Origin of the sequence: Xanthobacter autotrophicus, from assembly GCF_029991245.1 — a bacterium.
Classification (GTDB): Bacteria; Pseudomonadota; Alphaproteobacteria; order Rhizobiales; family Xanthobacteraceae; genus Xanthobacter; species Xanthobacter autotrophicus_C.
The window spans coordinates 1-13,960 of sequence record NZ_JAIVFO010000121.1 but is presented as its reverse complement, the minus strand read 5'-3'; the positions used below and the strand labels follow the sequence as shown (position 1 = coordinate 13,960).

At 67.2% G+C, this 13,960-nt stretch carries 14 protein-coding genes and 1 pseudogene; 12 read left to right on the top strand and 3 right to left on the bottom strand.

What is annotated here, in order from left to right; genetic code table 11:
• Positions 1 to 53: 53 nt before the first annotated feature.
• Together K9U41_RS17520 and K9U41_RS17515 are read right to left on the bottom strand one after the other, a co-directional pair.
• On the bottom strand, positions 54 to 1,010 hold the full coding sequence (locus K9U41_RS17520) for a carbohydrate ABC transporter permease (protein ID WP_282642162.1): 957 nt from the start codon (positions 1,008 to 1,010) through the stop codon (positions 54 to 56).
• A 3-nt stretch (positions 1,011 to 1,013) separates the two neighbouring features.
• Positions 1,014 to 2,297, bottom strand: a complete 1,284-nt coding sequence (locus K9U41_RS17515) for an ABC transporter substrate-binding protein (protein WP_282642161.1) — start codon at positions 2,295 to 2,297, stop codon at positions 1,014 to 1,016.
• 192 nt (positions 2,298 to 2,489) lie between these two features.
• Between K9U41_RS17515 and K9U41_RS17510 the strand changes: the two genes are divergently transcribed.
• The 6 genes from K9U41_RS17510 to K9U41_RS17485 all read left to right on the top strand — a co-directional run bounded on the left by K9U41_RS17510 (position 2,490) and on the right by K9U41_RS17485 (position 8,705).
• Complete coding sequence (locus tag K9U41_RS17510; protein ID WP_282642160.1) at positions 2,490 to 4,202, top strand: IlvD/Edd family dehydratase; 1,713 nt, start codon at positions 2,490 to 2,492, stop codon at positions 4,200 to 4,202.
• Between the two features lie 2 nt (positions 4,203 to 4,204).
• Complete coding sequence (locus K9U41_RS17505; RefSeq protein ID WP_282642159.1) at positions 4,205 to 5,104, top strand: amidohydrolase family protein; 900 nt, start codon at positions 4,205 to 4,207, stop codon at positions 5,102 to 5,104.
• Between the two features lie 114 nt (positions 5,105 to 5,218).
• Positions 5,219 to 6,805 carry a sensor histidine kinase gene (locus tag K9U41_RS17500; protein ID WP_282642158.1) on the top strand — a complete coding sequence of 529 codons (1,587 nt, stop codon included), beginning with the start codon at positions 5,219 to 5,221 and terminating at the stop codon, positions 6,803 to 6,805.
• Entirely contained in the window at positions 6,802 to 7,413 is a 612-nt protein-coding gene (locus tag K9U41_RS17495) for a response regulator transcription factor (protein WP_282642157.1), read from the top strand. The genes K9U41_RS17500 and K9U41_RS17495 overlap by 4 nt, the downstream gene beginning before the upstream one ends.
• Before the next feature lie 186 nt (positions 7,414 to 7,599).
• Positions 7,600 to 8,085, top strand: a complete 486-nt coding sequence (locus tag K9U41_RS17490) for a GlcG/HbpS family heme-binding protein (protein WP_282642156.1) — start codon at positions 7,600 to 7,602, stop codon at positions 8,083 to 8,085.
• A gap of 374 nt (positions 8,086 to 8,459) precedes the next feature.
• Positions 8,460 to 8,705 carry a hypothetical protein gene (locus K9U41_RS17485; protein ID WP_282642155.1) on the top strand — a complete coding sequence of 82 codons (246 nt, stop codon included), beginning with the start codon at positions 8,460 to 8,462 and terminating at the stop codon, positions 8,703 to 8,705.
• Between the two features lie 26 nt (positions 8,706 to 8,731).
• Here K9U41_RS17485 and K9U41_RS17480 read toward each other — a convergent pair whose 3' ends face one another.
• On the bottom strand, positions 8,732 to 9,592 hold the full coding sequence (locus K9U41_RS17480) for a transglutaminase family protein (protein ID WP_282642154.1): 861 nt from the start codon (positions 9,590 to 9,592) through the stop codon (positions 8,732 to 8,734).
• 474 nt (positions 9,593 to 10,066) lie between these two features.
• Here K9U41_RS17480 and K9U41_RS17475 point away from each other — a divergent pair, with 474 nt between their 5' ends.
• The 6 genes and pseudogenes from K9U41_RS17475 to K9U41_RS17450 form a co-directional block, all read left to right on the top strand.
• Complete coding sequence (locus K9U41_RS17475) at positions 10,067 to 10,279, top strand: cold-shock protein (protein ID WP_012113582.1); 213 nt, start codon at positions 10,067 to 10,069, stop codon at positions 10,277 to 10,279.
• A 297-nt stretch (positions 10,280 to 10,576) separates the two neighbouring features.
• Positions 10,577 to 10,705, top strand: a complete 129-nt coding sequence (locus tag K9U41_RS17470; RefSeq protein ID WP_282642153.1) for a hypothetical protein — start codon at positions 10,577 to 10,579, stop codon at positions 10,703 to 10,705.
• Positions 10,706 to 10,714: 9 nt separating this feature from the next.
• Positions 10,715 to 11,017, top strand: coding sequence for a hypothetical protein (locus K9U41_RS17465; protein WP_282642152.1), 303 nt, complete (start codon positions 10,715 to 10,717; stop codon positions 11,015 to 11,017).
• A 144-nt stretch (positions 11,018 to 11,161) separates the two neighbouring features.
• Positions 11,162 to 11,425, top strand: a complete 264-nt coding sequence (locus K9U41_RS17460) for a DUF1488 domain-containing protein (RefSeq protein WP_282642151.1) — start codon at positions 11,162 to 11,164, stop codon at positions 11,423 to 11,425.
• 282 nt (positions 11,426 to 11,707) lie between these two features.
• Entirely contained in the window at positions 11,708 to 11,929 is a 222-nt protein-coding gene (locus tag K9U41_RS17455; protein ID WP_282642150.1) for a hypothetical protein, read from the top strand.
• A gap of 292 nt (positions 11,930 to 12,221) precedes the next feature.
• Positions 12,222 to 13,960 (top strand): annotated as a pseudogene (locus K9U41_RS17450) (glycosyl transferase); the annotation flags it as partial.

Genomic DNA, 13,960 nt, shown 5'->3' with positions numbered 1-13,960 from the left:
GGCGCGAGGGGTGCGGGCGCGGGTCCCGGTCGAGGACGGTGGTCACGGCCATGTCAGTACTCCAGCCGTTCCTTGGAACCGAGCACCCGGTTCAGGATGAGCACCGAGGCGCACACCACCAGGAACCAGACGGTGGCGATCGCGGACGGATAGCCGAGATCGAAGGTGTTCCAGTTGAAGGCGCGCTTGTAGACGTAGGTGGAGACGGTCTCGGTGGCCCAGAGCGGTCCGCCCTGCGTCATGATCCAGACCAGGTCGAAGATCTTCATCTTGCCGATGAAGGCGAGGATGTAGAGGCTGAGCAAAGTGGGCCGCAGCATGGGGATGATGACGTAGCGCAGCTTCGCGCCCCAGCCGCAATTATCCAGCTCTGACGCCTCCAAAACTTCCCGCGGCAGGGAGTGGATGGCGGCAAGGCACACCACCATATTGAAGCCGGCCCACTTCCACGCATGGGTGACGATGAGCGAGGCCAGCGCGAGCTTCGGGTCGCCGAGCCAGGACGAGGCAAGGCTTTCAAGCCCCACGGCGCGCAGGAGCGCGTTCAGCACGCCCCAGTCGTAATTGTAGATCCACATCCACAGGATCGCGACCACCACATAGGACAGCAACACCGGCGTGAACCAGGCGACCCGCAGGAAGCGGGCGAAGGGCACGCCGGCATAAAGCGCCAGCGCCAGCAGGAGGCCGGTGGCCACGTCGAGAAAGGGCGCGACGAAGGACCAGATGAAGGTGTTGCGCACCGCCACCCAGAAGGTTTCGTCGCCCATCAGCTCGGCATAATTGGCGAGCCCGACGAAGGTCGCCTCCATCCCCTCGATGTGGAAGAAGCTGTCATAGATGGTGCGCACCGCCGGATAGGCGGTGAGCCCCCCGTAGATCAGCAGGCCCGGGCCGAGGAAGACGGCGAGCACGAGCCGGGACGCCCGGCGCGGATCGGCGAGGGTGGAGGAGGAGGCTTTCGCCCCCTCGTTGCGGGATGCGGGCTTCAAGGCGAGCGCGTCCGTCATGGATCACTTCTTCAGGCAGGCGGCGTCCATCTTCTCGCCGGCCTCCGCCACGGTGATGAGGCCGGCGGGGAAGGCGTTGTTCATCACCTGGACATAGGTGTCGGCGCACTTCGCCCGGTAGTAGAGCAGCGGCGTGCCGAAGAAATAGTCCGCGTCCTTGTTACGGGCGATGAGATCGGCGAAATAATCCTTGTGCGGGCTCTCGATCTTTGCCGGATCAGACTTGAGGCCGCTCTGGAGGGAGACCTGGCCGATCCATTTGGTGCCGTTCTCGGCGGTGGCCATGGATTTCAGCAGCCTGCCGGCGCAGTCCTTGTTCTTGCCCTTGGAATACATCACGAAGCTGCCGGCCACCGCGAGGGTCTTGCAATTGGGGCAGGCGCCGTTGTCCATGGCGGGGAATTTCATGATGCCGAGGGGAAAGCCCGCCGGCATGCCGCCCTTCTCGGGCGCGGCGAAGGCGCGGCCGGTGAACCAGCTGGGATCGGGGAAGGTGAGGGAGCCGGGCGTATTGTAGAAATAGAAGTGGGATTCGCCGAGCTTCAGGGTGGAAAAGCTCTTGGGATAGGCGCCGGCATCCACCAGCCCCTTCACCCAGGTCATCACCTCCACCACGCGCGGGTCCTTGAAGGACAATTCGCCGTTGAGCAGCTTGGCGTAATCGTCCTTGCCGAGCTTGCGCAGCAGGGATTCAAACAACAGCTGGCCGCCGGGGAAGGGCCGGTCGCCCACGCCCTGCGACACCGGCGTGATGCCGGCGGCGACGCCCTTCTTCACGAGATCCGCGAAGGCCGCCTGCGTCAGCTGGAAGGAGGGGGGAACCTCCACGCCGACCTTCTTCACGAGATCCTTGTTGTAGTACAGCTCGACCGTATAGGCCTCCACCGGCACGCCATAGACCTTGCCCTTTGAAGTCCAGGCCGGCTTGGCCCAGTCCTCGATGCCGGCAAGGTTGATGTGGTCGTCAAGGGGTTCCAGGAAGCCGCCGGCGAGGAATTCGGGCTGGTCCGGTTCCATGTAGAAGATGTCGGGGGCCTGTCCGGTGCGCACCGCGGACTTGGCCTGGGTATAGATGTCGGCCTTGGGAATGAAGCTGAGCTTCACGCTGCACTGCTTGTTGGCGGCCTCGAACTCCTGGACGCGGGCGGTGACCCAGTCCTTCTTGGCCGGCTCGTCGGGCCAGTTGCTCCACATGGTGATCTGGGTGGGCTCCTGCGCCGCCGCATGGCCCGCCCCCATCGCCAGAACCGCCAGGGCGGCCATCCCGATCCTGCGAACGCTCTTCATCCCGTCCTCCCATGGCGTGTTCTGATTTTTGCGGGAGAGTGCGGAGCCTCCGCATAATTGTCAATAATGAATGCGAAATATTCCGAATATCAGCCGAGATAAGGCGGTGTAGCGCTAATTTTATTGACAATATAGGCCGCCGCCTCGAATGTCCCGCCCAGGTCGACGACGATCGGCAAGAGGACGGCACGGATGGCGCGGGGACTGCGTAAGGGCTTGACCAGCTACGGTGACGAGGGCTTCGCGCTGTTCCTGCGCAAGGCCTTCATCAAGGCCATGGGCTATTCGGACGACGCGCTCGACCGGCCCATCGTCGGCATCACCAACACCTATTCGGACTACAATCCCTGCCACGGCAACGCGCCCGCCTTGGTCGAGGCGGTGAAGCGCGGGGTGATGCTGGCGGGCGCCATGCCCATGGTGTTCCCCACCATCTCCATCCACGAGAGCTTCGCCCATCCCACCTCCATGTTCCTGCGCAATCTCATGGCCATGGACACGGAGGAGATGATCCGCGCCCAGCCCATGGATGCGGTGGTGGTCATCGGCGGCTGCGACAAGACCCTGCCGGCCCAGATCATGGCCGCCGCGAGCGTGGACCTGCCCACGGTGGTGGTGCCGGTGGGCCCCATGGTGGTGGGTCATCACCGCGGCGAGGTGCTGGGCGCCTGCACCGATTGCCGGCGCCTGTGGAGCGCCCATCGCGCCGGCGAGATCGACGAAGCGGAGATCGAGACGGTGAATGGCCGCCTCGCGCCGTCCGTCGGCACCTGCATGGTCATGGGCACGGCCAGCACCATGGCCTGTATCACCGAGGCCATGGGCCTGTCCCTGCCCATGAGCGCGACCATTCCCGCCCCCCATGCCGAGCGGGTCCGCCTTGCCGAGGCCAGCGGCAAGGTGGCGGCCAAGCTCGCGGTGGAAGGCGGTCCGCGCCCCAGCGACCTCCTGACGCCGAGGGCCTTCCGCAATGCCATGGTGGTGATGCAGGCCATCGGCGGCTCCACCAACGGCATCGTCCATCTCGCCGCCATCGCCGGGCGCACGCCCCACCGCTTCGCCCTTGAGACCCTCGACGAGATCGGCCGCGAAGTGCCGGTGCTGGTGGACCTGAAACCGTCCGGCGCGCACTACATGGAGCACTTCCACCATGCCGGCGGCGTGCCGCGGCTGCTGGCCCAGCTCGGCGACCTCGTGGACCTCGACGCCCCCACCGTCACCGGCGCGACTTTGCGCGAGGTGGTGGCCACGGCCGAGGATGTGCCGGGCCAGGAGGTCATCCGCCCCCGCAGCGCGCCCATCAAGGCCGAGGGCTCCATGGTGGTGCTCCACGGCAACCTCGCCCCCGGCGGCGCCGTGCTGAAGCAGGCGGCGGCGACCGAGCGCCTGTTGCAGCACACGGGCCGGGCGGTGGTGTTCGATTCCGTCATCGACATGGCGGCGCGCATCGACGATCCGGACCTCGACGTGACGGCCGACGACGTGCTGGTGCTGCGCAACACCGGCCCCAAGGGCGCGCCGGGCATGCCGGAGGCGGGCTATCTGCCCATCCCGAAGAAGCTCGGCCGGCAGGGCGTGAAGGACATGGTGCGCATCTCCGATGCCCGTATGAGCGGCACCGCCTTCGGCACCATCGTGCTGCACATCACGCCCGAATCCGCCATCGGCGGGCCGCTGGCCCTGGTGAGGACCGGCGACATGATCCGCCTCGACGTGGCCGGCCGCCGCATCGACCTGCTGGTGGACGAGGACGAACTCACCCGGCGGCGGGCGGACCTCCCGGCCGGGCCGGTGCGTCCTGTCCCCGAGCGCGGCTATGCGCGGCTCTATGCGCAGACGGTGCTTCAGGCCGACGAGGGATGCGATTTCGACTTCATGGTCCGCAAGCCGGACGAGGCGTCCTGAGCATGGAGGCCGCCGTGCCCGGCGCGCCCCTGTGCCTGCCGCCGCATCCTCCCGGTTCGCCGCCGGCGGTGCGGCTGCTGCCGCCGGGCACCTGCGATGCGCACATGCACGTGTTCGGCCCCGTGGCGCGCTATCCGTTGGCGGCGGTGCGCACCTACACGCCCCACCCCGTGTCCTTCGCGGATTACCGGCCGGTGATGGCGGCGCTGGGCATCGATCGGGCGGTGCTGGTGCAGCCGAGCGTCTACGGCACGGACAATTCAGCCCTTCTCGACACGCTCCGGCAGGCGCCGGGGCGGCTGCGCGGCGTGGTGGTGGTGCCGCCATCCATTTCCGATGACGGCCTTGCCGAATTGCACCATGCGGGCGTGCGGGGCATCCGCGTCAACCGGCGCAATCCTGGCGGGCTTGCGCTGGAGGACGTGGCGCTGCTCGGCCGCCGCATCGCGCCACTGCGATGGCACATCCAGCTTCAGGTGGAGATTGGGCAGGGCGCTGCGCTCGCGCCGCTGGTGGAAGGCTGCCCGGTGCCGGTGGTGCTGGACCATCTCGGCCTGCTCGATCCCGCGCGGCCGGTGGGGGATGCGGCGTTCGCGCAGGTGCTGGCCCTGCTCGCGGCGGGTACTCTCTGGGTGAAGCTCTCCGCGCCCTATCGCGTCAGCCGCGCGACGGCGCCTTACACAGACCTCGCGCCTTTCGTGGAGGCGCTTATCGCCTGCCGCCCGGACCGGCTGCTGTGGGGCAGCGACTGGCCCCACACGGAACTGTGGCGTGACATGCCCGGCGATCTCGACCCGGGCTTGCGGCTCGGGCTCGACCGGGTGCCGGAGGCGATCCGCCAGCTCATCCTCGTCGCCAATCCGGGGCGCCTCTACGGGTTCGAGCCGGCAGAGCGGGCCTGACCCGCCCGGCCGTGCCGGTGAGGGGGATCTTCCGTCGGCAGCGGAAATGGCGCCATATGGCGGCGACGCCGTCGCCATCCGGTGCGGCGGGATGTTCCAGGATGGGGAGATGGGGTGAGCCGCCGCATCTTTGCCTTCAGGTCGATCGCGGTTCTGGTCCTGGTGTGGATCGGGGCGGTGGGCGGCTTTGCGCTGCTCTCCATCCGCTCGGCCACGCAGCATGCCGGCGAAGAGCTGAACGCCGCCGGTGTGGCGCTGCATCGCATCGTCTCCCAGCGCGTGGCGCAGCACGATGCCCACCTCACCAGCCTCGCGGCGCTGGTGCAATCGGCCGATCCGCCGCCGCGCGAGGCGGTGCGGCAGGTGGCCCTTGCCATCATGCGCTTTTATCCGCGCATCGTTTCCGTGCGCATCGTGGCGCCGGGGGCGGCAGGCCCCGGTGAAATCCTTGTGGCGGCCCCGGACGGGGCGCTGGCGATGCCCTTGCCCGCCTTCACCGCCGGCGTCTTCGCCCAGGCGCCCGGCGAGGCCCGGGCCTATGCCGATCCCGCCGTTCCGGGGCGCTATTTCCTCGGCAAGCGGGCCGGCGCGCCGGGCCGTCCGCTGGCGATGATCGTGGAGATCGACCCCGCCCTCCTGGTGGAGGGGGAGGAGCGTCCGGAGGCGACCCGCCTGCGGCTGGAGCTTGGCGGCCACGCCCTTGTTGATCGCGCCGCCGCCGGGCCACCGGGCAGAGCGGCGCTTGAAACCCTGCGCTTCGAGCGTGCCGTGGATAGCCAGACCCAGCCCTTGCGGCTGTCGCTGGACCGCAGCCTTGCGTTCGCGCAGGGGGTGACGCCGGGGCCGGTGCTGCTCTTCGCGGTCCTGTCCCTCGTCGGCCTTCTGGCCCTGCGCTACACCCTGAGGCAGCGCCGGGACGCCAGCCGCTCGCGCGCCGTGGCCCGGGAGGCGCAGGAGCGCAGCCTGCTGCTGGAGCGCGAGACCCGCCTTGCCCACGCCTCGCGGGTCAATGCCCTGGGCGAGCTTGCCTCCGGCATCGCCCACGAACTGACCCAGCCGCTCACCGCCCTGCTCAGCCAGAGCCAGGCCGCGCTGCGGCTGGTGGCGCCGGGCGGCGATGCCCAGCGGCTCGACGAGGCGCTGCGGGCCAATGTGCGCGAGGCCAAGCGCGCCGGGGAGATGCTCCAGCGCATGCGCGACTACATCAGCAACCGCGCCACCGCGCGCATCCCCTCCGACATCAATGCCGTGATCGTCGATGCCGCCGCTCTGGCGCGCACCGATCTCGCCCAGCGCGGCATCCGCCTGGAGCTGGAGCTGGAACGCGCGCTGCCGCAGGCGGTGGTGGACCCCATCGAGCTGGAGCAGGTGCTGCACAATCTCATCCGCAATGCGGTGGACAGTCTCGACGGCACGGCGCAGGCCGAGAAGATGATCGTCATCGGCACCGGGACCGGCGGCGGGCAGGTGGTGATCCGCGTTTCCGACACCGGGCCGGGCATTCCCCCGGCCGTTCTGCCGCGCCTGTTCGAGCCCTTCTTCACCACCAAGGCGGACGGCATGGGGCTCGGCCTGTCCCTGTGCGCGACGCTGGTGGAACGGGCCGGCGGCTCCATCCGCGCGGATGCCGGGGCGATGGCGGGCGCAGCCTTCGTCATCGTGCTGCCTGCGGCGGCGGCGCGCATGGAGGCGGCGCAATGAAGGCCCTGCGCGTCTATATCGTGGATGACGATGCGGCGGTGCGGCAGGCGCTGTCGCTGCTGCTCTCCACCTGCGGCATGACGGTGGAGACCTTCGCCGACCCCGAGACCTTCCTCGCCCATGTGGACACGGCGCGCCCCGGCTGCCTCCTCATCGACCTGCGCATGCCGCTGGTCAGCGGGCTCCAGCTCAAGGCGGCGCTGGCGGCGCGCGGCATCGACTGGCCGACCATCATGATGACCGGCCATGGCGACGTGAACGCCTGTCGGCGCGCCTTCAAGGCGGGCATCCTGGATTTCCTCACCAAGCCGGTGGACGAACAGGTTCTGCTGGATGCCCTCGCCGCCGCGGGCAAGGTGCTGGAAGAGGTTCTGGAACGGCAGGAGACGCATGCCCTGCTCGCCACCCTGACCGAGCGCGAGCGGGAGGTCATGGACATGGTGTGCCGGGGCTGGGCGAGCAAGGAGATCGCGGCGGCACTGGCCGTCTCGCCGCGCACCATCGACGCCCACCGCGCCAACATCGCCGAAAAGCTCGGCACCAGCTCGGTGGCGGATCTGGTGCGCATGTCGCTGGCGGCACCCGTTGCTACGCCGCCGTCTCGGTAATCCTACCTAGCCGCCCGTGTGAAGACGCGGATTAAGCCGAGGCGCGCCGCAGCGTAGAGCACTGGGCCGTGGCGGCGCGGTTCCGCCACCCTGATCCGCTTTCCGCGCCGGGGTCCCGACGCCCAGTCGCTCCGGTGCCATCGCAGACGGACCAAAGACATCCGCCGCAACCATAAGGGATTGACGATGAAGCGCCTTCTTCTCGCCGCCGTGGCCGCGGCCTCGCTCGCGCCTGCCGCCTCCGCCCAGGTTCTCCAGGAAAAGAACATGCCGCTGGCGATCGCGATGGAGATCGCGCGCGAGACGGTGGCCGCCTGCGCGGCGCAGGGCTACAACGTGACCGCCGCCGTGGTGGACCGGGCCGGCGTGCTGCGGGCGCTTGCGCGTGCGGACAATGCCGGCGTTCACACCCCCGACGCGGCGCGGCGCAAGGCGTTCACCTCGGCGTCCACGCGCATTCCCACCTCGACCATGGTGGAGAACATCCAGAAGACGCCGGCGGCTGCGCAACTCGTCGCCATCGATGGCTTTCTCGTCGTGGCCGGCGGCGTTCCGGTGAAGTCGGGCAACGAGGTCATCGGCGCCGTGGGCGTCGGCGGGGCGCCGGGCGGGCATCTGGACGAGGCCTGCGCCAATGCCGCCATCGCCAAGGTGGAGCAGCAGCTGAAGTAGGGCCATTGCTGCCGGCGGCGGCGTGTGGGGCGGGAGACCCATCCGCTCGGGTTGGTTCGTGCCAAGGGGTGCCGCGAACGGGGTTCTGCCGTGCGTGACGAAACGCCGGAACAGCGTCATGTCCGCCTGCCGCGAGCGCGCGCGCGCCGATTCGATCGGTTCACTCTGACCGGATCGCGCGCTCGGTTCCAGCCCCGCGGCAGGCGCTTGAACCCGCCATTCCGGGGCGCCGGAAACGAATGCTGCCGGAAATTGTGGTGCAGTTCGGTTTGTGATACATCTCAAGAATGGGAAGTAATCGCCAAGATATCGAGCCGCCCCGTGCTGATGCGGCCTCCGCCATCTCGCGTTGGGACGATGAGGGTGGTGCTCAGATGCCCCCCAATCTTTCCGCGCGCCATGCTGCCTTGACTGAACGAGAGCGGCACATTCTCGAATGCTTGGGCGCCGCTGTGGTCAAGGAATGGACCGACCTGCCGACCGCCGTGCAGCGTGCGCTGTTCCGGCGGGCGACCGCAAGCGATCACGATGATCCGGCGCAGCTCAAGGCTCTCATCGCGCGCTTTCTTCATGACCACAAGGACGCGCCGGCCGCTCCGGAGGCCAAGGCCCGATCATGAGAGCGCTGGCTTAACGCTACCCCGCCTCACCAGACGCGGACATCCACGGCCATGTCCCGGAAGGCGAGGGTGTCGCCGATAAAGCTGCCGGCCACCGGAATGGCCTGGCGGATATCGCGGACCACCGCGACGGGAATGAGGTTCGATCCCCCCATGCTGCGGTTGGTGGGATCGAATGGGATCCAGCCCGCCCCCGGTACGAACACCTCGCCCCAGGCGTGGGTTGATCCCGCGCCGTCCGATCCCGTCTGGCTCTGGTCGGGATTGTGGAGATAGCCGGACACGATGCGCGCCCCGAAGCCGAGGCTGCGGGCCGCCTCCACGAACAGGAGCGCGAAATCCCGGCACGATCCCCAGCCCCGTTGCAGGGTCTGCACCGGGGCCTGCGTGCCCTCCTCGTCGCGGCTCTGGTAGCTGATGGCCTGGGAGACCCCCATGCTCAGGTCCTTGAGCAGGGAGAGGGTGTCGGTGGGTATGGCGCGCACGAAGCCCTGGGCCCAGGTGCGCAGGTGGTTGCCCGGATCGGGATATTGCGGGGTGCCGAGCGCGCCGAGATCTTTCCACTCGTCGTCGGAATAGCGGAACGGGAAGGATTGGGCGGAACCGGCGATGTCGAACACCGGCCAGGCCACCGCATCCAGCTGGATCTGGGTCAGGCTTTCGACCACCAGAAGGTCGCCGCCGGCCTGAAAGGTCGCGGTTGCCACCGCATTGCCCGAGACGTCGTGCGCCCAGCTGACGCTCGCCTGCGGTGCAAGGGTGACGGTGTTGGATATCACGCGCAGGTCACGGCTTTCACGCGGGCGGAGCATCAGGCGATGGGGACCGAACGCCACCGGCCGGTGAAAGCGATAGGTGGTGGTGTGGCGGATCTGGAGTAAGCTCAATGGGTAACCCCCTGCGGAGGGGCCACTCTATCAGCGCATGAGCGCGACACCACCGCAAGGTTTTCCGATGCCGCTCCCGGCCTCCACCCAGAGCGCGATCCCTGCAAATTGATCCGATGTTCTCGGTGAACCGCGCGGTCATCCCATCAGCTTGCGATGCAAGCCCCAGGGGTTCCGGCCCGGCCTGCTGTTCCATGCGCAAGGCGCACCCGTGGGCGACGCGGCGCGGACGGAGACAGCGCACGTCTTCGGCGAAGCTTGGCATATCAACATATGTGGAAATGGCCATATGGAATATATTATTGCTATTTCCAGCATTTGGGAGCATAGCTGATGCGTCGATGGAAAGCCGGAAAACTTGGCTATAGGCGGGATTGAGTTCTGCGCTAAACCAATATCTCTCGCCAGAAAATGCGATTTCGACAGCCGGGCAAGGCTCGGTAAGCTACATCTCAAAATTTGAAAGGGTTTCCCATGGCTGAGGGAACCGTAAAGTGGTTCAACGCCCAGAAGGGCTTTGGCTTCATCACCCCCGATTCCGGCGGCAGCGATGCCTTCGTGCATATCAGCGCGGTTGAGCGCGCAGGTATGTCCGATCTGCGCGAGGGCCAGAAAGTGGCCTTCGAGCTCGTCACTGATCGCAAGAGCGGCAAGCTGTCGGCTGACCAGCTCAAGGATCTGAGCTGATCGCTCCGGCCGGGGACCCGAGCAATCGGATGTCGCCGGCCTTCGCATGTTTTCCACATGGCCGGCCGAGACTGGACCGGCAGCGTACGTAGAACATGCGTGAACCAATTTCCTGCAAGGCGCCCGGCGCCTTGCAGGTCACGTGCCCTTCAGCCTGCGCGGCCTTCAGCTTGTGCGTCCGAGGGGGCGAGGACCTCAATTTGAGCGGCTACGAGTAGCCCAGTGGTTGAGTGACCCAGTGGTCGCCGGCATCGTCAGCACGCGTGAAGCACACAATGCCAGGCGCAGGAGACGGCAATGGCCAAGGGACAAGTGCGCGGGAATCGCGAGACCAAGAAGCCGAAGAAGCAAAAAGAACCTGTGGCAGCGCCTTCGTTCATCAAGGGTACGCCCGTATCAATCGGGCCTCCGAAGAAGAAGAGCTGAGGTGTCGATATGAACGTTCGCACCCATGAAACCATGGTCACGTTCGAGCACCCCTTCCGGATCAGCGGCACCGAGGGTGTGCTCCCGGCTGGAACCTATCGTGTGGTGATCGACGAGGAGCAGATCCTCGGCCTTTCCTTCATCGCCTACCGGCGCGTGGCGACCATGCTGCACACGCCGGCCGTCGCGGCGCCGCAGGGCCGAAGCGAGAGCCTCGCCATCGACGCCGCCGACCTGGAAGCTGCCGTGTTGAAAGATCGACAGCAATCGGCGGAGAACCACGAGGGTCCCTCTTCCGTCGCGGCCGCTTAAAGCGTCGCCCTGTAGCAGTTCCTGACGCAAAGTCGCTGTGCATTTTTACGGGAATTGCTCTTGGCTTAAGTTTAGAGGGCTGTTCACCGAGCAAATTGGCTCGATTTGCGCTCTAGACGGCCGCGCCTATCAAGGGGAATTCCCATGTCGCTCCAGTTTCCCAACACCAGTCGCAGCTATAACGCGTCCAAGCGCTGCGTCACCTTCTGGGGATACGATTCCACGTTCGAAATTTCGTTCCACGTGGACGCGGATGTGCTTCAGCGCTTCAACCCCAGGGCGGGGCAGGACGAGGCGGCATCGCTCCAGGTCTTCGACGTGAACCGGACGCGGATTGAAAGTGTCGCCAGCGGGATCTATGCGCGGCGGAAGCAGAATTTCAATCGTCTCTCCACCGCCGATTTCTAGAGCGTTTTCAAGCGAAGTGGATACCGGTTCGCGTAAAGAAAACGCGTCAAAACAAGATTCGAGAGCGTTTTCGAGCGAAGTGGATACCGGTTCGCGTAAAGAAAACGCGTCAAAGTAAGACTTGTCAGCGATTGCCGTGAGCCCCATGCGAATGGAAAATGCTCAAGGCCGACGCCACTCTTAAGGCCGACGACATTTGGACCTACTGCAGGGACCTGTCGCCAGATGGCATTCGACAGGTGTGCGCCGTGCGCCTTTGCCCCGACGACGACAGAGGTCCAGATGAACAAAGGCCTCAACATCATTTTCCAGGCGCTCGACGCCGATCACGTCCTCGCCCGGATCGTCTGGCGCGAGCAGGATTCCGGCGGCGGGTCGCTGACCCTCGAAATTCCCGTGCGCAGCGCCGCTTCCGCGCCGAAGAGCAACGCCGAGCTTCAGGCGGATGCGCGGGCGCTGGCGGTGCGGTTTGCCCGCGCCTTCGCCGATACGATCGAGGGATAGTCAACGGCCGCCGAGCCTGGCTCAGCGGCCATCGGTCAAGCCTGGCGGCACGTGAGCAAGACCGTCTCGGGGCCCGTCGCAGGCCGGGGTGTAACAAGCCCGCACAGCGCCTGAGCCTCCAGCCGGAAGAATTCCGGCTGGAGCGTTTTCGAGCGAAGTGGATACAGGTTCGCTTGAAGTAAACGCGTCAAAACAAGACTCCAGGGCGATTGCCGTGAGCCAGTGCGAACGGAAGACGCTCTAGATGGACATGAGGCCCACCGTGCGCCGAAAGCGCGGCAGAAAGGTCCATTTGCTCTCCCTCCTCCTGAGCGCCGTCGGGCGCGTACCTGCGTCTTCCCCCTGGGACGATCGCCAACCGGTTCGTGAAGAACTGTTCAGCGCGGAGCGCCTGGAGGAGCACGCCCGCAGCCTGGCTGCCGCCCAGCCGGTACGACCGCGATCGGCCCGAGGCCATACGCTGTCGGCCCGCCTTGCCGACAACGGCGCCGTGCTGCTGGACGCCTACCGGGCCATCGCCGGTGCCCTCGCCGAGGGCGGCGCCATCACCCCCTCGGCGGAATGGCTGATCGACAATTATCACCTGGTGGAAAAGCAGATCCGCGAGATCCGTTCCGATCTGCCGCCGGGCTATTATCGCCAGCTGCCCAAGCTCGCCGCCGGGCCGTTCGCCGGCTATCCGCGCGTGTTCGGGGTGGCGTGGGCGTTCGTGGCCCATACCGACAGCCGCTTCGATCCGGAGATGCTGGCGCGTTACCTGAATGCCTATCAGGAGGTGCAGCCCCTCACCATCGGCGAGCTGTGGGCGGTGTCCATCACCCTGCGCATCGTGCTCATCGAGAATCTGCGGCGCATGGCCGAGCGCATCGTGGAGGATCGTGTGGCCCGGCGCGAGGCCGATGCGCTGGCCGACCGCCTGCTGGGGCTGAGCGGGCGCCCGCCCGAGCCGGTGGCGTCCGTGCTCGCCGGCCACGAGCAGGGTCCGCTGGCCGATGCCCTCGCGGTGCAACTGGTGCACCGGCTGCGCGATCAGGACCCGAGGATCACGCCCGCCCTCACCTGGCTGGACCAGCGCCTCGCGGCACAGGGCATGAATGCGGACGCTGTGGTGCGCGACGTGCACCGCAGCCAGGGCGCCGCCAACCTGACGGTGCGCAACATCATCACCAGCCTGCGCCTGATCTCCGATCTGGATTGGAAGGAGATGTTCGAGCGCACCAGCCTCGTGGACCTCGTGCTCACCGCTGGCAGCGCCTATCCGGCGATGGATTTTTCAACCCGCAACCTCTACCGCAACGCCATCGAGCAGCTGGCGCGGGGCGCGCCGCGCACCGAGCTTCAGATCGCCCGGGCCGCCCTGGCCGCGACCGCGCGTGTGCGTGAGCCCCGCGACGCCGATGCGATCCGGCGTGAAAGCGATCCCGGCTACCACCTGATCGGAGGCGGGCGGCGCGCGTTCGAGCAGGAGATCGGCTTCCGCCTGCCGCTTCATGACGTTTCCACCCGGTTGAGCCGGGCCTTTGGCATCGGCGGCTATGTGGGCGCCATCGCCATCGCTGCCGCGCTGCTGCTCGCCTTGCCGCTGCTGGCGATGGGCTACGCCGGGTTCACCGGGCCGGCGCTCGGCCTTCTGGCGCTGCTCGGGGCCGTCCCGGCCCTCGATGCAGCGGTGGCGCTGGTCAACCGCGCCATGAGCTTCGGCTTCGGGGCGACCGCCCTGCCGGCGCTGGAGCTGCGCGACGGCGTTCCCTCCCATCTGCGCACGCTGGTGGCGGTGCCCACGCTGCTGACCAGCCCGGCCTCCATCGAGGAGAATATCGAGCGGCTGGAGATCCATCATCTGGCCAGCCCCGAAGGCGACCTGCATTTCGCCCTGCTGTCCGACTGGACCGATGCCGACGCGGAGCACGCCGAGGGCGATGCGGCCCTGGTGGCCACGGCGGCGGCGGGGATCGCCCGCCTCAATGCGCGCTACGGACCGGGGCCGGGGGGCGTCCGCTTCCTGCTGCTGCACCGGCGGCGGGTGTGGAA